Here is a 23,633-nt window from a genome sequence, read left to right on the forward strand (position 1 = left end):
CTACGATGACCATGTGGACATCGACGCGTGGGTGTGGTGGCTGATCGGTGCGGTGGGACTGGGTATTCCCCTCGTCCTGACCGCGATGCCCGAATTCGGGATGTTCGCCGTCGGAGCGGTGGCCGCGGCCGTCGTGGCGGCACTCGGCGGCGGCATCGTCGCCCAAGTCCTGGTCTTCGTCGTGGTGTCGGTCGCCCTGATCGCGGTCGTCCGCCCGATCGCGGCCAGACACCGGTCGAGCCAGTCCACGCACGCCACCGGCATCGACGCGCTGAAAGGCCGTCAGGCGGTCGTCCTGGAGCGGGTGGACGGCGCCGGAGGGCGCATCAAGCTCGCCGGCGAGATCTGGTCCGCGCGCTCCTTCGACGGCGACCAGACCTTCGAACCCGGGCGCCAGGTGGACGTTGTGGACATCGAAGGCGCGACGGCTGTGGTCATGTGAGCGAACCGGTCACACCGCAGGCCACAGTCTGCCAAAATCGAAGTCGATCATCATGACTGACCATGTGACGGTGATGACCGTACGACAGCCATGACCGTTCGATCTCGATCACCGCGATCCATCGGCAACCGAAGGGCACGAGGCACACGATGCAACCGATCATCATCGTCCTGATCATTCTGGTGGTGCTCGTCTTCATCGCCCTGATCAAGACGATCCAGGTCATCCCGCAGGCCAGTGCCGCCATCGTGGAGCGCTTCGGCCGCTACACCCGCACGCTCAACGCCGGGCTGAACATCGTCGTCCCGTTCATCGACTCCATCCGCAACCGGATCGACCTCCGTGAGCAGGTCGTCCCGTTCCCGCCCCAGCCGGTGATCACCCAGGACAACCTCGTCGTCAACATCGACACCGTCATCTACTACCAGGTGACCGACGCCCGGGCCGCCACGTACGAAGTCGCCAGCTACATCCAGGCGATCGAGCAGCTGACCGTCACCACGCTGCGGAACATCATCGGCGGCATGGACCTGGAGCGGACCCTGACCTCCCGCGAGGAGATCAACGCGGCACTGCGCGGGGTCCTCGACGAAGCCACCGGCAAGTGGGGCATCCGCGTCAACCGCGTCGAGCTCAAGGCCATCGAGCCGCCGACCTCCATCCAGGACTCGATGGAGAAGCAGATGCGCGCCGACCGTGACAAGCGCGCGGCGATCCTCACCGCCGAAGGCATCAGGCAGTCCGCGATCCTCACCGCCGAGGGCGAGAAGCAGTCCGCCATCCTGCGCGCCGAAGGTGAGGCCAAGGCGTCCGCACTGCGCGCCGAGGGCGAGGCCCAGGCCATCCGTACGGTCTTCGAGTCCATCCACGCCGGAGACCCGGACCAGAAGCTCCTCTCGTACCAGTACCTCCAGATGCTCCCGAAGATCGCCGAGGGCGACGCCAACAAGCTCTGGATCGTGCCCAGCGAGATCGGCGACGCCCTCAAGGGCCTCAGTGGTGCCTTCGGCAACCTCGGAGGCGGCGGCGTACCCGGCTTCAACACCGGTACGGAACGACGGGAGCAGCCCCCCGTCGAGTGACCGGAGGACACCTTCGTGCATGATCGGTCAGGCCCCTCGACCTCGATGGCGGGGAGGCGTCACTGACCATCGAAGGAGATGGCCTTGTCCATCTGGGAAATTCTCGCGGTGTTCGCGGCCGGGGTCGGCGCCGGCACGATCAACACCATCGTCGGATCGGGAACGCTGATCACGTTCCCGGTCCTGCTCGCCACCGGACTGCCCCCGGTCACCGCGACCGTGTCGAACGCCCTCGGCCTCATCCCCGGCTCCATCAGCGGCGCCATCGGCTACCGCGCGGAACTCGCGGGCCAGCGCCGCCGCATACTGAAGCTGTGCGGGGGCGCGCTGATCGGCGGACTCACCGGAGCGACCCTCCTGCTCGCCCTGCCGTCCACGGCGTTCGAGACGATCGTCCCCGTCCTGGTGACCCTCGCGCTGGTCCTGGTCATCCTGCAGCCCCGCATCAGCAAGGCGGTCCAGCGCCGCCGCGAGCGCACAGGCACCGCCGCCCGCCTCGACGGCGGACCCCTCCTGTTCACCGGCATCATGCTCGCCAGCGTCTACGGCGGCTACTTCACGGCGGCCCAGGGCATCATCTACCTCTCCCTGATGGGCATGCTGCTCGACGACACGATGCAGCGCCTCAACGCCGTCAAGAATGTCCTCGCCGCCGTCGTCAACAGTGTCGCCGCACTGTTCTTCCTCTTCGTCGCGGACTTCGACTGGACGGCCGTCGTCCTGATCGCGGTGGGCTCCGCGATCGGCGGCCAGATAGGCGCCAGGGTCGGCCGCCGGCTCAGCCCGACCTTCCTGCGTGCCCTGATCGTCGTCGTCGGCACGGCGGCCATCGTCCAACTGCTTCTGCGCTGACGGAAGAAGCCCGCCCCTCCGGCAGGGAGGAGCGGGCTCGGCAGCTGTTGCCGCCGGGTCCCGCGGGACCCGGCCAGGCGGACCAGGTGCTCACGCCGCCGAGTGTGCCAGCCACTCCGGAAGCGCCGACCTGTCACCGGCCCCCATCGCGAGCAGCATCGCGTCCGCGGGCGACGGCACGAACGGCTGACGCAGCAGCGGCATGCCCGCCTGCTCCGGAGTCCTGGCGGCCTTGCGGTGGTTGTCCTCCGCGCACGAGGCCACGGTGTTCAGCCAGCTGTCCCGGCCGCCCTGGGCCCTCGGGACCACATGGTCCACGGTGCTCGCCCGGCGCCCGCAGTACGCGCACCGGTGCTGGTCCCGTATGAGCACACCCCTTCTGGACCACGGCGCCTGTCTTCGGAACGGCACCCGGACGTACCGGCAGAGCCTGATCACCCGGGGCACCGGAATATCCACGGCGGCCCCACGCATACGGAGGCCGGGATGCGACTGCTCGACGACGGCCTTGTCCTGGAGGATCAGAACCACCGCACGGTTGAGAGTCACCGTCGACAGCGGCTCGAAGCTCGCGTTGAGTACAAGTGTGTCCCGCATCCCGCCCACCTCCCGTGTGCCGCCCGTAGCCGGCGGGCCCGGATCAACTCTGGCCGGGTGAGCCGTGATGGACAACGCAATAAAAAGTGCCCTGCCCTGATCTCTCCAAGACCAGGGCAGGGCAAACAACAGGCGAACGCTCAGCTTTCGGGGGCGGCGTACTCCCCGATGAGCTGGGCGCGGCCCAGGGTGTGGAACCGCAGGTTGAATCCGACCACGGCGGGCGAGGCGTCACTGTCAGGGCCGAGCTTCTCGGTGTCCACCGCGTACACGGTGAAGACATAGCGGTGGTTCTCACCGGCAGGAGGCGCGGCGCCGCCGAACTCCTTCGTCCCGTAGTCGTTGCGCACCTGGACGGCACCCTCGGGCAGCCCCGCGAACGCTCCGCTCCCCGCACCCGCCGGAAGCTCGGTGACCGACGAGGGGATGTCGAACACCACCCAGTGCCAGAACCCGCTGCCCGTCGGGGCGTCCGGATCGAAGCACGTCACGGCGAAGCTCCGCGTCTCGGCGGGAAAACCCTCCCACCGCAGCTGCGGGGAGGTGTTCCCCGCGGCGAACACCTGCGCGTCCGCGAGTACGGCTCCCGGCGCGAGGTCCTCACTCACCACGCTGAACGAGGGAACCTCGGGGTGGAAGTCGTGCGGCAGCGGCGCCCTCTTCGGCTCGGTCACGTCAGCACCTCTCCTGATCGGTTTGCGGCTTCTCCCCACCGACCCTAGGCCTTGTCAGAGCCAGTTGCGCCGGCCGCCGACCTGCGCGAGCCACTGATTGAGATATGCGGCCCAGTCCGTGCCCTGGAAGTCGTGGAGGCCCACCTGGAAGGTGTGGTAGGAGTCGCTGCCCTCACTGAAGAGACCCGACTTCTTGTCCATCTCCAGGACGACGTCCATCTCGCGGTCGTCCGCGATGAAGCTCAGCTCCACCTGGTTGAGCCCCCGGTACTGCTGCGGGGGGATGAATTCGATCTCCTGGTAGAACGGCAGACGCTGCCGGGTCCCGCGGATGTGGCCGCGCTCCATGTCGGCACTGCGGAAGCTGAAACCCAGCTGCCCGAAGGCGTCCAGGATGGCCTGCTGGGCGGGCAGCGGATGCACGTTGACCGGGTCCAGGTCGCCGGCGTCCAGGGCGTGGGCGATGTCCAGCTCCGTGGTGACGCCGATGTTCATGCCGCGCAGCTGGTGTCCGGCGAACATGGTGATGGGCGTCTCCCAGGGGATCTCCAGCCCGAACGGCACGACGTGCACCGCGCCGGGCTGCACCTGGAAGGCCCCACCGAGCCTCAGCTGGGTGAACTCGATGTTCTGCTTGGTCTCCTGGTCACCGCTCTCGACCTCCACCCGGGCCTGCAGCCCGACCGAAAGCCCCTGGATCTGCTGGTCCACGGATCCGCCCTGGATCCGGACCTCGCCCTGGACCACCCCGCCGGGCACGACGTTGAGTTCGGTCAGTTCGGTCTCGACCGAAGCACCGCCGGCACCCATGCTCGCGAGCAGCCGCTTGAAGCCCATATCTTCTCCTCCTAGACGCTGACACCCCTACATACGCGGCAAGACGGTAGCCGGTTCCCGACGTGCCGAGGCCGGTACTCTCGGAGGTCATGAACGAGGGCACGGACACACACTTCACGGACCACGCGTACGGCATGGCCGGCCACGCGTACGGCATGGCCGGGCGGTCGGCATGAACGTCGGCCTCCTCGCCCATCCTGCTGAGGAGATCGCCCCCAGGCTGCTCGGGCGCGTCCTCACCTGTAGCACCCCCGACGGAACCGTGAGCATCGCCATCACGGAGACCGAGGCGTACTCCGGCACCGCCGACCCGGCCTCCCACGCCTACCGGGGCCGGACGGCCCGTAACGCCGTCATGTTCGGACCCGCAGGACACCTGTACGTCTACCGGTCCCACGGTCTTCACTGGTGCGCGAACGTCGTCACCGGGACGGACGGCATCGCCTCGGCTGTCCTCATCAGGGCGGGCAGGGTCATCGAGGGCGAAGAGCTGGCACGCGGGCGGAGAGGGGAGAAAGTCGAGAGCCCCCGACTTGCCCGGGGCCCGGGGAACTTCTGCCAGGCGCTCGGCATCACGGCAGAACACAACGGCGCGGACCTCCTGGCAGGTACCTCGGTCGTGCTGTCCGAGGGGGAACCGGTGGCTGCCGCGCTCATCAAGGCGGGTCCTCGGGTCGGCGTGAGCAAGGCCCACGACTGGCAGCACCGGTTCTACCTCGCCGGTGACCCGACCGTCTCGGCGTACCGACTGAGCCCGAGAGCCAAGCCGCTCGCCGGTGCCTGAGCTGCTCCGACCCTTACGCATGGCCCGCGGGTGCGGTCCGCCGACGCAGCGCAACTTGACTCGCCTCTGACGTTTCCCTAATGTAGTCCGAGCCGCTTGAACGGATGCAGCTGTTCTTGGCGCGGTCCATCGGACCGGGTCGAAGCATCGTGAGAGGGCCAACCACTACCTACGATTCACCCTGACGGGGTGCAATTTCGGCATGCCGAAATTCGCCTTTCGGCTCGATTATGAGCCGCCGCGGAAATCGGCTAACGTAGTGACCACGCCGAAAGGGAAACGCGAAAGCGAAGAACTGGACGCGAAACAGTGAGATCCCGCTTCGGCCGGGAATCGGACACGAAAGAGTCTGATAGAGTCGGAAACGCAAGAACACGAAGGGAAGCGCCCGGAGGGGCCCGGTGAAACGGGACCGAAGGAAGCGTCCGTTCCTTGAGAACTCAACAGCGTGCCAAAAGTCAACGCCAGATATGTTGATACCCCGGCCTGCTTCGGCAGGTTGGTGGTTCCTTTGAAAAGTCCTACCGGTCCTTCGGGTCGGGTAGGCAACAACAGCGAGGACGCTGTGAACGACCGGTCTTATTCCGACTTGGTTGTTCCGCTCTCGTGTTGTGATCCCGATTACGGGAAAACATTCACGGAGAGTTTGATCCTGGCTCAGGACGAACGCTGGCGGCGTGCTTAACACATGCAAGTCGAACGATGAAGCCTTTCGGGGTGGATTAGTGGCGAACGGGTGAGTAACACGTGGGCAATCTGCCCTTCACTCTGGGACAAGCCCTGGAAACGGGGTCTAATACCGGATAACACTCTGTCCCGCATGGGACGGGGTTAAAAGCTCCGGCGGTGAAGGATGAGCCCGCGGCCTATCAGCTTGTTGGTGGGGTGATGGCCTACCAAGGCGACGACGGGTAGCCGGCCTGAGAGGGCGACCGGCCACACTGGGACTGAGACACGGCCCAGACTCCTACGGGAGGCAGCAGTGGGGAATATTGCACAATGGGCGAAAGCCTGATGCAGCGACGCCGCGTGAGGGATGACGGCCTTCGGGTTGTAAACCTCTTTCAGCAGGGAAGAAGCGAAAGTGACGGTACCTGCAGAAGAAGCGCCGGCTAACTACGTGCCAGCAGCCGCGGTAATACGTAGGGCGCAAGCGTTGTCCGGAATTATTGGGCGTAAAGAGCTCGTAGGCGGCTTGTCACGTCGGATGTGAAAGCCCGGGGCTTAACCCCGGGTCTGCATTCGATACGGGCTAGCTAGAGTGTGGTAGGGGAGATCGGAATTCCTGGTGTAGCGGTGAAATGCGCAGATATCAGGAGGAACACCGGTGGCGAAGGCGGATCTCTGGGCCATTACTGACGCTGAGGAGCGAAAGCGTGGGGAGCGAACAGGATTAGATACCCTGGTAGTCCACGCCGTAAACGTTGGGAACTAGGTGTTGGCGACATTCCACGTCGTCGGTGCCGCAGCTAACGCATTAAGTTCCCCGCCTGGGGAGTACGGCCGCAAGGCTAAAACTCAAAGGAATTGACGGGGGCCCGCACAAGCAGCGGAGCATGTGGCTTAATTCGACGCAACGCGAAGAACCTTACCAAGGCTTGACATATACCGGAAAGCATCAGAGATGGTGCCCCCCTTGTGGTCGGTATACAGGTGGTGCATGGCTGTCGTCAGCTCGTGTCGTGAGATGTTGGGTTAAGTCCCGCAACGAGCGCAACCCTTGTTCTGTGTTGCCAGCATGCCCTTCGGGGTGATGGGGACTCACAGGAGACTGCCGGGGTCAACTCGGAGGAAGGTGGGGACGACGTCAAGTCATCATGCCCCTTATGTCTTGGGCTGCACACGTGCTACAATGGCCGGTACAATGAGCTGCGATGCCGCGAGGCGGAGCGAATCTCAAAAAGCCGGTCTCAGTTCGGATTGGGGTCTGCAACTCGACCCCATGAAGTCGGAGTTGCTAGTAATCGCAGATCAGCATTGCTGCGGTGAATACGTTCCCGGGCCTTGTACACACCGCCCGTCACGTCACGAAAGTCGGTAACACCCGAAGCCGGTGGCCCAACCCCTTGTGGGAGGGAGCTGTCGAAGGTGGGACTGGCGATTGGGACGAAGTCGTAACAAGGTAGCCGTACCGGAAGGTGCGGCTGGATCACCTCCTTTCTAAGGAGCATCTAGGTTCCTTTCGGGGAATCCAGAGACCATTTCGTCGGCAAATGTTCGACGGTGGTTGCTCATGGGTGGAACGTTGACTATTCGGCGCGACAGGTTGTTTTCACTAGTACTGCTTCGGCGTGGAACGTGAGGGTGATCGGTCGGGTCGGGCACGCTGTTGGGTATCTGAAGGTATGGCCGTAAGGCTGCCTTTGGTTGCCGGCCCCAGTGAACTCGCCTGTAAGGGTGGGGTGGTGGGTGGCTGGTCGTTGTTTGAGAACTGCACAGTGGACGCGAGCATCTGTGGCCAAGTTTTTAAGGGCGCACGGTGGATGCCTTGGCACCAGGAACCGATGAAGGACGTGGGAGGCCACGATAGTCCCCGGGGAGCTGTCAACCAAGCTTTGATCCGGGGGTTTCCGAATGGGGAAACCCGGCAGTCGTCATGGGCTGTCACCCGCTGCTGAACACATAGGCAGTGTGGAGGGAACGAGGGGAAGTGAAACATCTCAGTACCCTCAGGAAGAGAAAACAACCGTGATTCCGGGAGTAGTGGCGAGCGAAACTGGATGAGGCCAAACCGTATGCGTGTGATACCCGGCAGGGGTTGCGCATGCGGGGTTGTGGGATCTCTTTTTCATAGTCTGCCGGCTGTGAGACGAGTCAGAAACCGTTGATGTAGGCGAAGGACATGCGAAAGGTCCGGCGTAGAGGGTAAGACCCCCGTAGCTGAAACATCAGCGGCTCGTTTGAGAGACACCCAAGTAGCACGGGGCCCGAGAAATCCCGTGTGAATCTGGCGGGACCACCCGCTAAGCCTAAATATTCCCTGGTGACCGATAGCGGATAGTACCGTGAGGGAATGGTGAAAAGTACCGCGGGAGCGGAGTGAAATAGTACCTGAAACCGTGTGCCTACAAGCCGTGGGAGCGTCGCTGTGTGTGCTTGCACATGCAGTCGTGACTGCGTGCCTTTTGAAGAATGAGCCTGCGAGTTAGCGGTGTGTAGCGAGGTTAACCCGTGTGGGGAAGCCGTAGCGAAAGCGAGTCCGAATAGGGCGTTTGAGTTGCACGCTCTAGACCCGAAGCGGAGTGATCTAGCCATGGGCAGGTTGAAGCGGAGGTAAGACTTCGTGGAGGACCGAACCCACCAGGGTTGAAAACCTGGGGGATGACCTGTGGTTAGGGGTGAAAGGCCAATCAAACTCCGTGATAGCTGGTTCTCCCCGAAATGCATTTAGGTGCAGCGTCGTGTGTTTCTTGCCGGAGGTAGAGCACTGGATAGGCGATGGGCCCTACCGGGTTACTGACCTTAGCCAAACTCCGAATGCCGGTAAGTGAGAGCGCGGCAGTGAGACTGTGGGGGATAAGCTCCATGGTCGAGAGGGAAACAGCCCAGAGCATCGACTAAGGCCCCTAAGCGTACGCTAAGTGGGAAAGGATGTGGAGTCGCAGAGACAACCAGGAGGTTGGCTTAGAAGCAGCCATCCTTGAAAGAGTGCGTAATAGCTCACTGGTCAAGTGATTCCGCGCCGACAATGTAGCGGGGCTCAAGCGTACCGCCGAAGTCGTGTCATTCACACATATAGGGCCAACGCCTGTGTGGATGGGTAGGGGAGCGTCGTGTGCCGGGTGAAGCAGCCGTGGAAGCGAGTTGTGGACGGTTCACGAGTGAGAATGCAGGCATGAGTAGCGATACACACGTGAGAAACGTGTGCGCCGATTGACTAAGGGTTCCTGGGTCAAGCTGATCTGCCCAGGGTAAGTCGGGACCTAAGGCGAGGCCGACAGGCGTAGTCGATGGACAACCGGTTGATATTCCGGTACCCGCTTTGAAACGCCCAGTACTGAATCAGGCGATGCTAAGTCCGTGAAGCCGGCCTGATCTCTTCGGAGTTGAGGGTAGTGGTGGAGCCGATGAACCAGACTTGTAGTAGGTAAGCGATGGGGTGACGCAGGAAGGTAGTCCAGCCCGGGCGGTGGTTGTCCCGGGGTAAGGGTGTAGGACGCACGGTAGGTAAATCCGTCGTGCATATAGTCTGAGACCTGATGCCGAGCCGATTGTGGTGAAGTGGATGATCCTATGCTGTCGAGAAAAGCCTCTAGCGAGTTTCATGGCGGCCCGTACCCTAAACCGACTCAGGTAGTCAGGTAGAGAATACCGAGGCGTTCGGGTGAACTATGGTTAAGGAACTCGGCAAAATGCCCCCGTAACTTCGGGAGAAGGGGGGCCATTTCTGGTGATCCGATTTACTCGGTGAGCTGGGGGTGGCCGCAGAGACCAGCGAGAAGCGACTGTTTACTAAAAACACAGGTCCGTGCGAAGCCGTAAGGCGATGTATACGGACTGACGCCTGCCCGGTGCTGGAACGTTAAGGGGACCGGTTAGTGCACTTTCGGGTGTGCGAAGCTGAGAACTTAAGCGCCAGTAAACGGCGGTGGTAACTATAACCATCCTAAGGTAGCGAAATTCCTTGTCGGGTAAGTTCCGACCTGCACGAATGGCGTAACGACTTCTCGACTGTCTCAACCATAGGCCCGGTGAAATTGCACTACGAGTAAAGATGCTCGTTTCGCGCAGCAGGACGGAAAGACCCCGGGACCTTTACTATAGTTTGATATTGGTGTTCGGTTCGGCTTGTGTAGGATAGGTGGGAGACTTTGAAGCGGCCACGCCAGTGGTTGTGGAGTCGTCGTTGAAATACCACTCTGGTCGTGCTGGATGTCTAACCTGGGTCCGTGATCCGGATCAGGGACAGTGTCTGATGGGTAGTTTAACTGGGGCGGTTGCCTCCTAAAGAGTAACGGAGGCGCCCAAAGGTTCCCTCAGCCTGGTTGGCAATCAGGTGTTGAGTGTAAGTGCACAAGGGAGCTTGACTGTGAGACCGACGGGTCGAGCAGGGACGAAAGTCGGGACTAGTGATCCGGCAGTGGCTTGTGGAAGCGCTGTCGCTCAACGGATAAAAGGTACCCCGGGGATAACAGGCTGATCTTCCCCAAGAGTCCATATCGACGGGATGGTTTGGCACCTCGATGTCGGCTCGTCGCATCCTGGGGCTGGAGTCGGTCCCAAGGGTTGGGCTGTTCGCCCATTAAAGCGGTACGCGAGCTGGGTTTAGAACGTCGTGAGACAGTTCGGTCCCTATCCGCTGTGCGCGTAGGAATATTGAGAAGGGCTGTCCCTAGTACGAGAGGACCGGGACGGACGAACCTCTGGTGTGCCAGTTGTTCTGCCAAGGGCATGGCTGGTTGGCTACGTTCGGAAAGGATAACCGCTGAAAGCATCTAAGCGGGAAGCCTGCTTCGAGATGAGTGTTCCCACCACCTTGAGTGGTTAAGGCTCCCAGTAGACGACTGGGTTGATAGGCCAGATGTGGAAGCCCGGTAACGGGTGGAGCTGACTGGTACTAATAGGCCGAGGGCTTGTCCTCAGTTGCTCGCGTCCACTGTGTTGTTCCCAGGCCACGAACAGTCGTGCTGGTTGAACAGCTTCACTACTTAAACTGAAAAGTGTGCTTGTTCGCTAAGTGCCGATACTCTGCATTGCGGAGTGGCCGATAGTGTTTCGGTGGTCATTGCGTTAGGGAAACGCCCGGTTACATTCCGAACCCGGAAGCTAAGCCTTTCAGCGCCGATGGTACTGCAGGGGGGACCCTGTGGGAGAGTAGGACGCCGCCGAACAATCTTTCAGGACCCCTGGTCCCAGCGTTCATGCTGGGGCCGGGGGTCTTTTTTTGTTTGCCGAAGCGCGTCGGATGGTCGGCTGCGCGAGAATGTCTGTGGTACCCGATGACAGGAGTCACCCCCATGTCCACCAACTCTTCCGACGACCGTCCGGAGCGCGAGCCGCGTCGCCGGGACGCCGGTGACAGGGGCGGCTTCCGAGGCGGCCGTGACGACCGGTCCGGTGCGCCTCGCCGTGACAGCGACCGCGGGAGTGGCTTCCGCCGTGACGACCGCGACCGTGGTCCCCGTCGGGACGACAACCGCGGTGCCGGCACCGGTGGTGGCGGTGGGTTCCGTCGTGATGACCGTGACCGTGATCGGGGTCCGCGTCGTGAGGATGACCGTGGTGGGTATCGCGGTGGTCAGCGTGATGACCGTGGTGGCCGTCCTGCTGGTGGGCGTCCTGCGGGTGGGGGGTTTGATCGTCGTGATGACCGGCCGCGTGGCCCGCGCCGTGACGACGACCGTTCCGGTGGTGGCTTCCGGCGTGACGACAGTCGCGGTGGTGGTGGCTACGGTGGCGGTGGCTTCCGGCGTGATGACCGTGATCGTGATCGTGGGCCGCGTCGTGAGGATGACCGGTCGAGCAATTTCCGTCGTGACGACCGGGCTCCGCGTCGTGAGGACGACCGTGGCGGCTACCGCGGTGGGCGTCCTGCGGGCGGTGGGTTTGATCGTCGCGATGACCGGCCCCGTGGCCCGCGCCGTGACGACGACCGTTCCGGTGGCGGTTTCCGCCGCGACGACAGCCGCGGTGGCGGTGCCTCCGGTGGTGGCTTCCGGCGTGATGACAGTCGTGGCGGCGGTGGCTACGGTGGTGGCGGGTTCCGTCGTGATGACCGTGACCGTGACCGTGATCGGGGTCCGCGTCGTGAGGATGACCGTGGTGGGTATCGCGGTGGTCAGCGTGATGACCGTGGTGGCCGTCCTGCTGGTGGGCGTCCTGCGGGTGGGGGGTTTGATCGTCGTGATGATCGGCCGCGTGGCCCGCGCCGTGACGACGACCGTTCCGGTGGTGGCTTCCGGCGTGACGACAGTCGCGGTGGTGGTGGCTACGGTGGCGGTGGCTTCCGGCGTGATGACCGTGACCGTGATCGTGGGCCGCGTCGTGAGGATGACCGGTCGAGCAATTTCCGTCGTGACGACCGGGCTCCGCGTCGTGAGGACGACCGTGGCGGCTACCGCGGTGGGCGTCCTGCGGGCGGTGGGTTCGACCGTCGCGACGACCGGCCCCGTGGCCCGCGCCGTGACGACGACCGCTCCGGTGGCGGTTTCCGCCGCGACGACAGCCGGGGTGGCAGCGGTGGCGGCTTCCGCCGTGACGACCGGGGCCGGGACCGTGGTAACGACCGGGGTGGCGACCGCGGTGGTTATCGGGGCCGTGATGACCGTGGCGGTTACCAGGGGCGTGACGACCGCGACCGTGAGCCCATCAAGCGGCTTCCCATTCCCGACGACGTCACCGGTCAGGAGATCGACAAGGACGTCCGGCAGGAGCTGATGAGCCTGCCGAAGACCCTCGCCGAGGACGTCGCGCGGAACCTCGTCATGGTTGCGCGTCTGATCGACGAGGACCCCGAGAAGGCGTACGCGTACTCGCGGATTGCCCTTCGGCTGGCGTCCAGGGTTGCCGCGGTACGTGAGGCCGCGGGGTTCGCCGCGTACGCCACGCAGAAGTACTCGGAGGCGCTGGCGGAGTTCCGTGCGTCGCGCCGGATGACCGGCTCTGTCGAGCTGTGGCCCGTCATGGCCGACTGCGAGCGTGGACTTGGCCGGCCCGAGCGCGCCATGGCCATGGCCGGTGAGCCCGAGGTCCAGAAGCTGGACAAGGCCGGACAGGTCGAGATGCGTCTGGTCGCTGCGGGTGCCCGCAGGGACATGGGGCAGATCGACGCCGCGATCGTCACGCTGCAGAGCCCCGAACTCGCCTCCAACGCCGTCCACTCGTGGACGCCGCGTCTGCGGTACGCCTACGCCGACGCGCTTCTGGAGGCAGGCCGCGAGGGCGAGGCCCGTGAGTGGTTCGGGAAGGCGCTGGAAGCCGACAAGGACGGCGCGACCGACGCGTCCGACCGGCTTGCCGAACTCGAGGGTGTGGAATTCGTCGACGCGCTCGGCGACGACGAGCACACGGATGGCGAAAGCCGCTCCATCGACGCCATCGACGCCCCGTACACGGACGCCGATGACGAGGACCACGACGGTGACGACGACGAGTCCGCCAAGGCCTGAGCGTCGCTGAAGCGGCACAGCACACAGCACATGAGAGAGGGCGGCACCCGCAACGGGTGCCGCCCTCTTCTTCGTTCGGAGCCGGTGTTCGGAGCTGTGGGATTTCGGAGCTGTGGGATCACGAGCTCCTGGCGGCTCAGCCGACGTCGAGACTGCGCAGGACCAGCCCCGTCGCCGGCTTGGGGCCGAACGAGGTCGATTTGCGGGGCATCGTGACGCCCTGTCTCGCCAGGTCCCGGACCACGTCCTCGCGCACGGGGTGCATCAGTACGGCCGTGGCGTCGTGCCGTTCCGCCTGCTCCACCGCCGCAACCGTGTCGTGGATGTAGGCGATGTGGTCGGGTGCGTCAGGGATCCGCCACACCTCGTCGAGGAGCGTGGAGTGCAGCACGGTCGCGTCGAGCGTGCGCCAGGCCGCCGGCCGGTCGGTGCGTACCGTGCGGGCCAGCAGCTCCTTGTCCGGGCGGTCCACCAGGTGGAAACGGCCGTCGCCCGCGAGCAGGTAGGCGTTGCCGTCGGCGGAGGCTTCCGCGAGGGCGTCGAGTGCCTGGGGCAGGGTGCCGTCGACGGGCCGTACGCGGAACCTTCCGTCGAGGGCGCGGAGCGCATCGGCGACCGGGAAGCGGTGCAGCAGGCGGTGGATGGAACGGACCCGCAGTGGATAACGGGCGGTGTCGACGAGCAGGACGAGGCCGAAGTCCCAGGGGCCTGGGGTGGACCGCTCCTGCTGGAGCCGCAGGTAGGTGGCCCAGCGGTGGTGGCCGTCGGCGATCAGCGCCTGACGGTGGAAGAGGTCGGACTCGATCTCCGCCTGTTCCGCAGGATCCCGGACCGCCCAGAGACGATGGCTGAAGCCGTCCTCGGTTGTCGTGGTGAGCAACGGAGGCCGTTCCACGACGCGTTCGATGACCGCTGCCGTGCCGCTCGGCCCGCCGTCGCCCGCGTAGCTGAGGAGCAGGGGTTCGAGGTGGGCGGCCGCGGTGCGCATGAGGTCGGCCCGGTCCTCGACGACGTCGGCCATGACGTCCTCGTGCGGCAGCACCACGCCCTCCGACGCGGGGGAGAGGGCCAGGGCCCCGATCACACCGCGCTGGAGGAGGTCGTCGGCCCGCTGCTCGTAGACGTAGAGCACGGGTTCCGGGTCCGGGGCGAGGACGCCCTCCGCGAGCCAGCGTTGCAGGGTGTCGGCGGCCTGCTGGTGGCGTGCGGCGGCCGTGCCGGCCTGCGGGAGGATCAGCCGCACGATGTTGTGCGGGTCCGCGGACTCCAGGTGGTGCAGGCCGTCGGGCCGTACGACCACGTCGTACGGGGGTGAGGTCACCGCGGCGAGGCTGCCCACCCGTTCGGGGACGTAGCGCAGTCCGCGGAAGGGGATCAGCCGCAGTCCCTGAGCGACGGCGGGCCCGGATGTGTTCATGCGCGCATCGTATGTGCGCTCCCACTGTGCGAGATGATCGGGGTGAGAGGTATGGAAAGAGGAGCACACACATATGAGTCAGCAGTACAGGTCCCGGCCGCTCGCGAGCAGTGCGGCGCTGAGTGAGGCGTACGACACGGCGCTGCTCGATCTCGACGGGGTGGTGTACGCGGGCGGGCACGCCATCGTCCATGCCGTCGAGTCGCTCGGCAGCGCGCGCGAGGGCGGCATGCATCTGGCGTACGTGACGAACAACGCGCTGCGTACGCCGGACGCGGTGGCTGAGCACCTGACGGAGCTCGGTGTGCCGGCCGATGCGGCGGATGTCATCACGTCGGCGCAGGCGGTGGCCAGGCTGATGGCCGATCAACTGCCGTCCGGGGCCAGGGTGCTCGTGGTCGGCGGCGAGGGGCTGCGGGTCGCGCTGCGTGAGCGTGGCCTGGTGCCCGTGGAGTCGGCGGACGAGGACCCGGTCGCCGTGGCGCAGGGCTTCGGCGGGCCCGATCTGGCGTGGGGCAGGTTCGCCGAGGCGGCGTACGCGATCTCGCGTGGGGCCGTGTGGTTCGCGTCCAACACGGACCTGACGATCCCGGGCGCCCGGGGTATCGCCCCTGGCAACGGTGCTGCGGTCGAGGTCGTCCGCATCGCGACGGGTGCCGAGCCGCAGGTCGCGGGGAAGCCGCTGCCGCCGATGCACCGCGAGACCGTGCTGCGTACGGGGGCGAAGCGACCGCTGGTCGTCGGGGACCGGCTGGACACGGACATCGAGGGCGCGTTCAACGGCGGTGTGGACTCGCTGCTCGTCCTCACCGGAGTGACCGACGCGGCGCAGCTGATCGCGGCAGTGCCCGAGCACCGCCCGACCTATGTGGACCGGGACCTGCGCGGGCTGCTCACGGGGCAGCCCGAGGTGTCGGAGGCGGACGGCGCGTTCCGCTGCGGGGGCTGGACCGCCGTGGTGCGCGAGGACGCGCTGGTGCTGGAGGGCGGCGGCGAAGGCGAGGGTGAGGGCGAAGGTGGCGTGATCGACGGGCTGCGGGCCCTGTGCGCGGCTGCGTGGACGCATGCCGGTAAGGGCTCGTGCCGGCTGGACGCGGAGAAGGCCGTGGCCAGGCTCGGGCTGTAGCGAGGGGTGGCCAGGACGGTTGTCAGGACGGCTGCCAGGACGGTGGCGAGGGCGGCGCCCCCGGCCGCCGAAAGCGGAGGATAGGCTACCCTAACCCGGTGTTGGTCGAGAGTCCTTCTGAAACGAACGCCGGTCCCACGGCCGCGCCTGACGAACGCCCGCGCGCAGGCCGCCACGCGGTACGCGCCGCGGGTCTGCTGGTAGCGGTCGGCGTGCTGGTGCTGGTGTGCCTCGCGAGTGTCGCGATCGGCGCAAAAGCGCTGCCCCTCTCCGAGGTGTGGCACGGGCTGTTCCACTACTCGGGCAGCAACGGTGACGTCCTCGTACGGGATGTGCGGGTGCCACGTACCGTGCTCGGGCTGATCGTCGGGGCCGCCCTCGGGCTGGCCGGTGCGGTGATGCAGGCGCTGACCCGCAACCCGCTGGCCGAGCCCGGTCTGCTGGGTGTCAACGCGGGCGCATCGGCGGCCGTGGTCTCCGCCATCACCTTTCTCGGCGTCACCTCGCTGACCGGTTATGTCTGGTTCGCCTTCGGCGGCGCCGCGATCGTGTCCGTCGCCGTCTATCTGCTCGGCGGCAGCCGGTCCGCGAACCCCGTGCGGCTGGCGCTCGCCGGTACGGCGGTCACCGCGGCGCTGTTCGGCTACGTCAACGCCGTGCAGCTCCTCGACTCGGCGGCCCTGGACCGGCTGCGCTTCTGGACCGTCGGCTCGCTGGCCTCCGCGAACCCGGAGACCGTCGGCAAGGTGTGGCCGTTCATCGCCGTCGGTGTGCTGCTCTCCCTGCTCATCGCGCGGCCGCTCAACGCGCTGGAGATGGGTGACGACACGGCCAGGGCGCTCGGTGCGCATCTGACCCGTACCCGCGTCCTCGCGATGGTGGCCGTCACCCTGCTCTGCGGTGCGGCGACCGCGGCCTGCGGGCCGATCGTCTTCGTCGGGCTGATGATCCCGCATCTGGTCCGCTCCCTCACCGGCCCGGACCTGCGCTGGATCCTGCCCTACGCGGCCGTCCTCGCGCCCGTGCTGCTGCTCGGCGCCGACGTCGTGGGCAGACTCGTCGCCCGCCCCGCCGAGTTGCAGGTCGGCATCGTCACCGCGCTGCTCGGCGGGCCCGTCTTCATCCATCTCGTACGACGCAAGAGGATGGCCCAGCTGTGAAGGCCGCACAGGACACCACGAAGACGGTCCACGCCGTGCGGACGGCCGGCGGGCTCTCCTTCCGGGTGGACGCACGGGCCTTCGCCGTGATCGTGCTGCTCATCGCGGCGGCGGCCTTCGCCGCCGTGGTGCTGATCGGCAGTGGCGACTACGCCATGTCGCCCCGGCAGGTCGTCACCACGCTGTTCGGTGACGGAACCTTCCAGCAGGAGTTCATCGTCACCGAACTGCGGCTGCCCAGGGTCCTCGTCGGCCTGCTCGTCGGCGCCGCGCTCGGGGTCGGCGGCGCGGTCTTCCAGAGCATCTCGCGCAACCCGCTCGGCAGCCCGGACGTCCTCGGCTTCGGCCAGGGCTCGGCGGTCGGCGCCCTCGTCGTCATCGTGCTCCTGCACGGCGGGCCCACCGAGGTCGCGGCGGGCGCCGTCGGTGGCGGGCTGCTGACGGGCGCCGCGGTGTACCTGCTGGCCTGGAAGCGGGGGGTGCACGGCTACCGGCTCGTCCTCGTCGGCATCGGAGCTGCCGCGATGCTCACCGCCCTGACCCATTACCTGATCACCAAGGCCGACCTGGTCGACGCCACCCGTGCCGTCGTCTGGATGACCGGCTCGCTGGACGGCAGGGACTGGGCCCAGGTCTGGCCGCTGCTCGCGGTCTGCTGCGTCCTGATCCCGCTGGTACTCGGCCACGGCCGGGCGCTGCGCATGATCGAGATGGGTGACGACTCCGCCCACGCCCTGGGCGTACGGGTGGAACGCACCCGGCTCATCCTGCTGAGCTGCGCCGTGCTGCTCGTCGCCGTCGCCACCGCCGCCGCAGGACCCATCGTCTTCGTCTCGCTCAGCGCGCCGCAGGTCGCCCGGCGCCTCACCCGCGCGCCCGGCCCGAACCTGGCAGCGGCGGCCGGCACGGGAGCGGCCCTGCTGCTCGTCGCCGACTGGGCCGCCATGAACGCCTTCGGGGACCGCCAGCTCCCGGTCGGCGTCATCACCGGTGTGCTCGGCGGCTGCTACCTGCTGTGGCTGCTCGTGTCCGAGCGCAGAGCGGGCCGCATATGAAACCGGACGGCCCACCGCACCTGAGTCCCGGCAGACCGGATCACTCGCAGACCATCCCCACAGACTCCGGGAGTACGACCATGCAGCGCCTCACCGCAGATTCGGTGACCCTGGGCTACGACCAGCGGGTCATCGCCGAGAACCTCTCGGTCGAGATACCCGACAACTCCTTCACGGTCATCGTCGGCCCCAACGCCTGCGGCAAGTCGACCCTGCTGCGGGCCCTCTCCCGGATGCTGAAGCCGGGCGCGGGGGACGTCCTGCTGGACGGGCAGTCCATCCACCGGCTGCCCGCGAAGAAGGTCGCCAGGACGCTGGGCCTGCTGCCGCAGTCCTCCATAGCCCCGGACGGCATCACCGTCGCCGACCTGGTCTCGCGTGGCCGCTACCCCCACCAGGGGCTGCTGCGCCAGTGGTCGCCCGAGGACGAGCGGATCGTGAAGGAGTCGATGGAGTCGACCGGTGTCGGCGAGCTCGCCGACCGTTACGTCGACGAACTGTCCGGCGGCCAGCGCCAGCGCGTCTGGATCGCCATGGCTCTCGCCCAGCAGACGCCGCTCCTGCTGCTCGACGAGCCGACGACGTATCTCGACATCCAGCACCAGATCGACGTACTCGACCTCTGCGCCGAGCTGCACGAGACACAGGGCCGCACCCTCGTGGCCGTGCTGCACGACCTCAATCACGCCGCCCGGTACGCCACCCACCTGATCGCCATGCGTGAGGGCGCGGTCATCGCCGAGGGTGCGCCGGGCGATGTCGTCACCGCGCAGCTCGTGGAGGACGTCTTCGGGATGCGCTGCCAGGTCATCGACGACCCCGAGACGGGAACGCCGCTCGTCGTGCCCGCCGCCCGCAAGAAGCGCATGGCGGCCTCCGCCTGACTCCGCCGCCCTGCCTCACAGCCTCACAGCAGCGACTTGAGCTTCAGCAGATCGCGGAAGCCCGCCTCCAGACGCACCCGGCCGGAGCCCCAGGCCTTCGCGAAGTTCAGCTCACCGCCGACCATGGCGACCAGGTCGTCCCCGGTCATCGCGAGCCGGATCTCGGCCTTCTCCCGGGGCCGTCCCTCGTAGGTGTCCAGCACCTGGATCCGGCCGTTCGCCAGCCGTCCGGTGAACGTCACGTCGAGATCCCTGATGTGGCAGCTCAGCGAGCGGTCGAGGTCGGCGGCACCGCGTACGTCGCCGTCGGCGCCCGCCAGGTTGTCGGAAAGTGTGTCGAGTGCACTGCGGCACTCCGCCATGGTCGCCATCGTCACCGACGGTACACCGGCCCTTCGAGGTAGCGTTCCCGCATGAGCGACTGGATGCCGGGGCCTGACACGGATCAGCACGGCGGGGCGGCGGATCCGCACGAAGAGGCGACGGAACAGGGCACGGAGCCGGACGAAGTGGCCGGGCAGTCTCCCGTGCCCTCCTTCGACCCCGCCCCGCCCGCGCCCCTCGGGGTCGGGCGCACCCCCACGGGGCACGCGGGCGTGGACGCGCGCCTCGAGCGGCTGGCCGATGCCGACCACCTCGTGGCGGACGGCCACACCGAGGTGTACGAGGATGTACACCGTGGGCTGCGTGAGGAACTGACCGCGCTGGACGCACGTCCCGCAGCACCCGGCCCCGGACCCGCACCCGCACCCGCACCCGCGCACGACAACAGGAGCTGAACCGAACGTGGCAGGAGTGGCACGTCGCCGCCTCGACGCCGAGCTGGTACGCCGCAAGCTGGCCCGCTCGCGCGAGCACGCGAGCCAGCTGATCGCGGCGGGGCGGGTGACCGTCGGGGGGAACACCGCGACCAAGCCGGCCACCCAGGTCGAGACCAGCGCCGCCGTCGTCGTCGTCAAGGACGACGACGACCCCGAGTACGTCTCGCGCGGCGGGCACAAACTCGCGGGCGCCCTCGCCGCCTTCGGGCCCCTGGGTCTGAAGGTCGAGGGCCGGCGCGCACTGGATGCCGGGGCCTCGACCGGCGGCTTCACCGATGTGCTGCTGCGGGCCGGTGCCGGCCATGTCGTGGCCGTGGACGTCGGCTACGGGCAGCTCGCCTGGTCCTTGCAGTCCGATGACCGGGTCACCGTCAAGGACCGTACGAACGTACGTGAGTTGACGGTGGAGCAGATCGACGGCGAGCCGGTGGACCTGGTGGTGGGAGACCTGTCGTTCATCCCGCTCGGCCTGGTGCTGCCCGCCCTCGCGCGCTGTGCGGGCCCCGACGCCGACCTGGTGCTGATGGTGAAGCCGCAGTTCGAGGTGGGCAAGGAGCGCCTGGGCAGCGGCGGGGTGGTCCGCAGCCCCGAGCTGCGGGCCGAAGCGGTACGGGAAGTGGCGCGCAGGGCCGGTCTGCTCGGCCTCGGCGTCCAGGGAGTCACGGCGAGCCCGCTGCCGGGCCCGTCGGGAAATGTCGAGTATTTTCTGTGGCTGCGGGCCGGCGCACCTGAGCTGGATCCCGCCGATGTCGACCGTGCAGTGGCGGAGGGGCCCCGTTGACGACGCATGCGGAACGATCCGGTAACACGGAACAGCCCGGGAACGCGGAAGCATCCGGAAACACCGAACCGTACGGCAACACGGAACAGCCCGGGAACGCGGAACGCACCGTCTTCCTCCTGGCGCACACCGGCCGTCCGGCCGCGGTCCGCAGCGCGGAGCTCGTCGTCCAGGGCCTCCTGCGCAACGGCCTCGGTGTCCGGGTGCTGGCCGTGGAGGCCCAGGACCTGCCGCTGCCCCCGTCCGTGGAGACGGTCACGGACGCGACGCCCACGGCCGTGGACGGCTGCGAACTCCTGATCGTGCTCGGCGGCGACGGGACGCTGCTGCGCGGGGCCGAGATCTCCCGCGCCTCCGGGGTGCCGATGCTCGGGGTCAACCTCGGGCGGGTGGGCTTTCTCGCCGAGGCCGAGCGTGACGACCTCGACAAGGTCGTCGACCGGGTCGTCACCCGTGCGTACAAGGTCGAGGAACGGATGACGCTCGATGTCGTCGTGCACAGCAACGGCGACATCGTGCACACCGACTGGGCGCTCAACGAGGCCGCCGTCCAGAAGGTCTCGCCCGAGCGGATGCTGGAGGTCGTCCTGGAGATCGACGGCCGCCCGGTGACCGGCTTCGGATGCGACGGGATCGTCTGCGCCACCCCGACAGGCTCGACCGCGTACGCCTTCTCGGCGGGCGGCCCCGTGGTCTGGCCCGAGGTCGAGGCGCTGCTCATGGTGCCGATCAGCGCCCACGCGCTGTTCGCGAAGCCGCTGGTGACCTCGCCCGACTCGGTGCTGGCCGTGGAGGTCCAGCCCCACACGCCGCACGGGGTCCTGTGGTGCGACGGGCGCCGCACCGTCGAGCTGCCCGCCGGGGCCAGGGTGGAGGTGCGGCGCGGTGCGGTGCCCGTACGTCTCGCGCGGCTGCACCAGGCGTCGTTCACCGACCGTCTGGTGGCCAAGTTCGCACTGCCCGTACAGGGCTGGCGGGGTGCTCCGCACTGATTTCCCCGGCCCCTGCTCACACCCGCCCGAGTGAATCCGTCACCGGGGCCCGTCGCACAGTGGGCCCCGGACCTCGTAAGGTCATGTCCGTGTTGGAGGAGATGCGGATACGGTCGCTCGGAGTCATCGACGACGCGGTGGTGGAGCTGTCACCCGGTTTCACCGCGGTGACGGGTGAGACCGGCGCGGGCAAGACCATGGTCGTCACGAGCCTCGGGCTGCTGCTCGGCGGGCGCGCCGACCCCGCCCTGGTGCGGATCGGGGCCAAGGCCGCGGTCGTCGAGGGCCGGATCACGGTGTCCGGGGGCGACGCGGCGGCGGTACGCGCCGAGGAGGCCGGGGGCGAGATCGAGGACGGTGCGCTGATCGTCAGCCGTACCGTTTCCGCGGAAGGGCGCTCCCGGGCACACCTCGGGGGCAGATCCGTGCCCGTGGGGCTGCTCGCCGAGCTCGCCGACGACCTCGTCGCCGTGCACGGCCAGACCGACCAGCAGGGACTGCTCAAGCCCGCACGGCAGCGCCAGGCCCTCGACCGGTACGCCGGCGGCCGGGTGGAGGGCCCGCACGCCAAGTACACGGCGGCCTACCGGCGGCTGCGCGCGGTCGTCACCGAGCTCGACGAGCTGACCACCCGGGCCAGGGAGCGTGCCCAGGAGGCGGATCTGCTGCGTTTCGGCCTCGACGAGGTCGCCGCGGTGGAGCCGCTGCCCGGGGAGGACACCGAACTCGCAGCGGAGGCCGAGCGGCTCGGCCACGCGGAGGCGCTGGCCTCCGCCGCTGCCCTCGCCCATGCCGCTCTCGCGGGTGATCCTGAGGACCAGGAGGGCGTGGACGCCACCACGGTGGTCGCCGCCGCGGGACGGTCCCTGGACGGCGTACGGGCGCACGACCCCGCACTGGCCGCGCTCGCCGACCGGATCGGCGAGATCTCGATCCTGCTGGCCGATGTGGCGGGGGAGCTCGCCGGATACGCCGACCAGCTGGACGCCGACCCGCTGCGGCTCGCCGCAGTGGAGGAGCGGCGCGCCGCGCTCACCGCGCTCACCCGTAAGTACGGCGAGGACATCACCTCGGTGCTGGCCTGGGCCGAGGACGGTGCCTCACGGCTGACCGAACTGGAGGGCGACGACGACCGCATCGGTGAGCTGACGGCCGAGCGCGACGCGCTCCGCGGTGAACTCTCCGTCCTCGGCCAGGAGCTGACCGACGCGCGCACGGAGGCGGCGGCCCGTTTCGCCGATGCCGTCACCGATGAGCTGGCGTCGCTCGCGATGCCGCACGCCCGGGTCTCCTTCGCCATCCGGCAGACCGAGGCGCCGGACGAGGAGTCCGGCATCGACATCGGCGGCCGGAGCGTGCTCTACGGGCCGTCCGGCGCCGACGAGGTGGAGCTCCTGCTGGCGCCGCACCCCGGTGCGCAGCCCCGGCCGATCGCCAAGGGCGCGTCCGGCGGTGAGCTGTCGCGGGTGATGCTCGCCGTCGAGGTGGTCTTCGCGGGCTCCGACCCCGTGCCGACGTATCTCTTCGACGAGGTCGACGCGGGGGTCGGCGGCAAAGCGGCCGTCGAGGTCGGCCGGCGGCTGGCGAAGCTCGCCAGGTCCGCGCAGGTCGTCGTGGTCACCCACCTGCCGCAGGTGGCGGCCTTCGCCGACCGGCAGCTGCTGGTCGAGAAGACCGTGGACGGATCGGTGACCAGGAGCGGTGTCACGGTCCTCGAAGGCGAGGACCGGGTGCGGGAACTCTCCCGGATGCTCGCCGGGCAGGAGGACTCGGAGACCGCCAGGGCCCATGCCGAAGAGCTGCTGGAGACCGCGCGAGCGGACGGATAGACGGACAGGCAGCTGGACGGACAAGCGGCCCGCAGGCGTCAGCCGGGGCCGCCCGCCTCACTCGTACGGGTGGGGTGGGCCGTCCCGCCGCCGACGTGACGACGGGAACAACGTTTCGTCAGTCCCGGAACGCGCGTACGGACTGGCATCCTTGGCGCTGTACTCACCACCGACTCGGGATCCAGGGATCCC

General features: G+C 67.3%; 19 protein-coding genes and 3 rRNA genes. 17 read left to right on the forward strand and 5 right to left on the reverse strand.

Features of this window, described 5'->3' with window-relative positions; translation table 11 throughout:
* Positions 1-13: 13 nt before the first annotated feature.
* The 3 genes from OG623_RS28115 (at position 14) to OG623_RS28125 (ending at position 2,376) form a co-directional block, all read left to right on the forward strand.
* Entirely contained in the window at positions 14-442 is a 429-nt protein-coding gene (locus OG623_RS28115) for an NfeD family protein (RefSeq protein ID WP_406150263.1), read from the forward strand.
* Positions 443-591: 149 nt separating this feature from the next.
* The gene (locus OG623_RS28120; RefSeq protein WP_406150264.1) at positions 592-1,524 is read left to right on the forward strand and encodes an SPFH domain-containing protein; all 933 of its coding nucleotides are present in this window, start codon (positions 592-594) and stop codon (positions 1,522-1,524) included.
* An 84-nt stretch (positions 1,525-1,608) separates the two neighbouring features.
* Positions 1,609-2,376 (forward strand): sulfite exporter TauE/SafE family protein, encoded by a 768-nt coding sequence (locus OG623_RS28125; RefSeq protein ID WP_406150265.1) that lies wholly within the window; start codon positions 1,609-1,611, stop codon positions 2,374-2,376.
* 90 nt (positions 2,377-2,466) lie between these two features.
* Here OG623_RS28125 and OG623_RS28130 read toward each other — a convergent pair whose 3' ends face one another.
* The 3 genes from OG623_RS28130 to OG623_RS28140 all read right to left on the reverse strand — a co-directional run bounded on the left by OG623_RS28130 (position 2,467) and on the right by OG623_RS28140 (position 4,484).
* Positions 2,467-2,973: an HNH endonuclease gene (locus OG623_RS28130; RefSeq protein ID WP_406150267.1), complete on the reverse strand. Its 507-nt coding sequence runs from the start codon at positions 2,971-2,973 to the stop codon at positions 2,467-2,469.
* Positions 2,974-3,113: 140 nt separating this feature from the next.
* The gene (locus OG623_RS28135) at positions 3,114-3,647 is read right to left on the reverse strand and encodes a YbhB/YbcL family Raf kinase inhibitor-like protein (RefSeq protein ID WP_406150269.1); all 534 of its coding nucleotides are present in this window, start codon (positions 3,645-3,647) and stop codon (positions 3,114-3,116) included.
* A gap of 54 nt (positions 3,648-3,701) precedes the next feature.
* Positions 3,702-4,484 carry a sporulation protein gene (locus tag OG623_RS28140; protein WP_406150270.1) on the reverse strand — a complete coding sequence of 261 codons (783 nt, stop codon included), beginning with the start codon at positions 4,482-4,484 and terminating at the stop codon, positions 3,702-3,704.
* A 172-nt stretch (positions 4,485-4,656) separates the two neighbouring features.
* On the opposite strand from OG623_RS28140, the gene OG623_RS28145 reads away from it, so the two are divergent.
* The 6 genes from OG623_RS28145 to OG623_RS28170 all read left to right on the forward strand — a co-directional run bounded on the left by OG623_RS28145 (position 4,657) and on the right by OG623_RS28170 (position 13,376).
* Positions 4,657-5,268, forward strand: a complete 612-nt coding sequence (locus OG623_RS28145) for a DNA-3-methyladenine glycosylase (RefSeq protein ID WP_406150272.1) — start codon at positions 4,657-4,659, stop codon at positions 5,266-5,268.
* 634 nt (positions 5,269-5,902) lie between these two features.
* A 16S ribosomal RNA gene (locus tag OG623_RS28150) occupies positions 5,903-7,428 on the forward strand.
* A 296-nt stretch (positions 7,429-7,724) separates the two neighbouring features.
* A 23S ribosomal RNA gene (locus OG623_RS28155) occupies positions 7,725-10,849 on the forward strand.
* A 133-nt stretch (positions 10,850-10,982) separates the two neighbouring features.
* Positions 10,983-11,099 (forward strand): 5S ribosomal RNA (gene rrf / locus OG623_RS28160).
* The 16S, 23S and 5S rRNA genes sit together here, the layout of an rRNA operon.
* A 268-nt stretch (positions 11,100-11,367) precedes the next feature.
* Entirely contained in the window at positions 11,368-12,645 is a 1,278-nt protein-coding gene (locus tag OG623_RS28165; protein WP_406150274.1) for a hypothetical protein, read from the forward strand.
* Positions 12,645-13,376 carry a hypothetical protein gene (locus OG623_RS28170; RefSeq protein WP_406150275.1) on the forward strand — a complete coding sequence of 244 codons (732 nt, stop codon included), beginning with the start codon at positions 12,645-12,647 and terminating at the stop codon, positions 13,374-13,376. Before OG623_RS28165 ends, OG623_RS28170 begins: the two co-directional genes overlap by 1 nt.
* A gap of 136 nt (positions 13,377-13,512) precedes the next feature.
* Here OG623_RS28170 and OG623_RS28175 read toward each other — a convergent pair whose 3' ends face one another.
* Positions 13,513-14,793: a DUF1015 family protein gene (locus OG623_RS28175; RefSeq protein WP_406150276.1), complete on the reverse strand. Its 1,281-nt coding sequence runs from the start codon at positions 14,791-14,793 to the stop codon at positions 13,513-13,515.
* A gap of 73 nt (positions 14,794-14,866) precedes the next feature.
* Here OG623_RS28175 and OG623_RS28180 point away from each other — a divergent pair, with 73 nt between their 5' ends.
* From OG623_RS28180 to OG623_RS28195, 4 genes are all read left to right on the forward strand, one after another.
* Positions 14,867-15,919, forward strand: coding sequence for an HAD hydrolase-like protein (locus OG623_RS28180; protein ID WP_406150278.1), 1,053 nt, complete (start codon positions 14,867-14,869; stop codon positions 15,917-15,919).
* 98 nt (positions 15,920-16,017) lie between these two features.
* Entirely contained in the window at positions 16,018-17,079 is a 1,062-nt protein-coding gene (locus OG623_RS28185; RefSeq protein WP_406150280.1) for a FecCD family ABC transporter permease, read from the forward strand.
* Positions 17,076-18,134 carry a FecCD family ABC transporter permease gene (locus OG623_RS28190; protein WP_406150282.1) on the forward strand — a complete coding sequence of 353 codons (1,059 nt, stop codon included), beginning with the start codon at positions 17,076-17,078 and terminating at the stop codon, positions 18,132-18,134. The genes OG623_RS28185 and OG623_RS28190 overlap by 4 nt, the downstream gene beginning before the upstream one ends.
* Positions 18,135-18,214: 80 nt before the next feature.
* The gene (locus tag OG623_RS28195; protein ID WP_406150284.1) at positions 18,215-19,018 is read left to right on the forward strand and encodes an ABC transporter ATP-binding protein; all 804 of its coding nucleotides are present in this window, start codon (positions 18,215-18,217) and stop codon (positions 19,016-19,018) included.
* A 23-nt stretch (positions 19,019-19,041) separates the two neighbouring features.
* Here OG623_RS28195 and OG623_RS28200 read toward each other — a convergent pair whose 3' ends face one another.
* A complete protein-coding gene (locus OG623_RS28200) occupies positions 19,042-19,389 on the reverse strand; it encodes an alkyl sulfatase C-terminal domain-containing protein (RefSeq protein WP_406150286.1) in 348 nt (115 codons plus the stop codon).
* A 42-nt stretch (positions 19,390-19,431) separates the two neighbouring features.
* Here OG623_RS28200 and OG623_RS28205 point away from each other — a divergent pair, with 42 nt between their 5' ends.
* The 4 genes from OG623_RS28205 to recN all read left to right on the forward strand — a co-directional run bounded on the left by OG623_RS28205 (position 19,432) and on the right by recN (position 23,441).
* Positions 19,432-19,797 (forward strand): hypothetical protein, encoded by a 366-nt coding sequence (locus tag OG623_RS28205; protein ID WP_406150288.1) that lies wholly within the window; start codon positions 19,432-19,434, stop codon positions 19,795-19,797.
* 7 nt (positions 19,798-19,804) lie between these two features.
* Entirely contained in the window at positions 19,805-20,620 is an 816-nt protein-coding gene (locus OG623_RS28210) for a TlyA family RNA methyltransferase (protein WP_406150289.1), read from the forward strand.
* Complete coding sequence (locus OG623_RS28215; protein ID WP_406150290.1) at positions 20,617-21,612, forward strand: NAD kinase; 996 nt, start codon at positions 20,617-20,619, stop codon at positions 21,610-21,612. Before OG623_RS28210 ends, OG623_RS28215 begins: the two co-directional genes overlap by 4 nt.
* Before the next feature lie 83 nt (positions 21,613-21,695).
* A complete protein-coding gene (recN, locus tag OG623_RS28220; protein WP_406150291.1) occupies positions 21,696-23,441 on the forward strand; it encodes a DNA repair protein RecN in 1,746 nt (581 codons plus the stop codon).
* The last annotated feature ends 192 nt before the right edge of the window (positions 23,442-23,633 follow it).

It is taken from the genome of Streptomyces sp. NBC_01012 (assembly GCF_045162755.1).
Lineage (GTDB): Bacteria > Actinomycetota > Actinomycetes > Streptomycetales > Streptomycetaceae > Streptomyces.

Excerpts from the sequence above, each read along its gene's own strand:
- OG623_RS28120 (WP_406150264.1), top strand. The coding sequence starts at position 592 with ATGCAACCGATCATCATCGTCCTGATCATTCTGGTGGTGCTCGTCTTC.
- OG623_RS28130 (WP_406150267.1), bottom strand. The coding sequence starts at position 2,973 with ATGCGGGACACACTTGTACTCAACGCGAGCTTCGAGCCGCTGTCGACG.
- OG623_RS28140 (WP_406150270.1), bottom strand. The coding sequence starts at position 4,484 with ATGGGCTTCAAGCGGCTGCTCGCGAGCATGGGTGCCGGCGGTGCTTCG.
- OG623_RS28145 (WP_406150272.1), top strand. The coding sequence starts at position 4,657 with ATGAACGTCGGCCTCCTCGCCCATCCTGCTGAGGAGATCGCCCCCAGG.
- OG623_RS28170 (WP_406150275.1), top strand. The coding sequence starts at position 12,645 with ATGAGCCTGCCGAAGACCCTCGCCGAGGACGTCGCGCGGAACCTCGTC.
- OG623_RS28175 (WP_406150276.1), bottom strand. The coding sequence starts at position 14,793 with ATGAACACATCCGGGCCCGCCGTCGCTCAGGGACTGCGGCTGATCCCC.
- OG623_RS28180 (WP_406150278.1), top strand. The coding sequence starts at position 14,867 with ATGAGTCAGCAGTACAGGTCCCGGCCGCTCGCGAGCAGTGCGGCGCTG.
- OG623_RS28195 (WP_406150284.1), top strand. The coding sequence starts at position 18,215 with ATGCAGCGCCTCACCGCAGATTCGGTGACCCTGGGCTACGACCAGCGG.
- OG623_RS28200 (WP_406150286.1), bottom strand. The coding sequence starts at position 19,389 with ATGGCGACCATGGCGGAGTGCCGCAGTGCACTCGACACACTTTCCGAC.
- OG623_RS28205 (WP_406150288.1), top strand. The coding sequence starts at position 19,432 with ATGAGCGACTGGATGCCGGGGCCTGACACGGATCAGCACGGCGGGGCG.
- recN (WP_406150291.1), top strand. The coding sequence starts at position 21,696 with ATGTCCGTGTTGGAGGAGATGCGGATACGGTCGCTCGGAGTCATCGAC.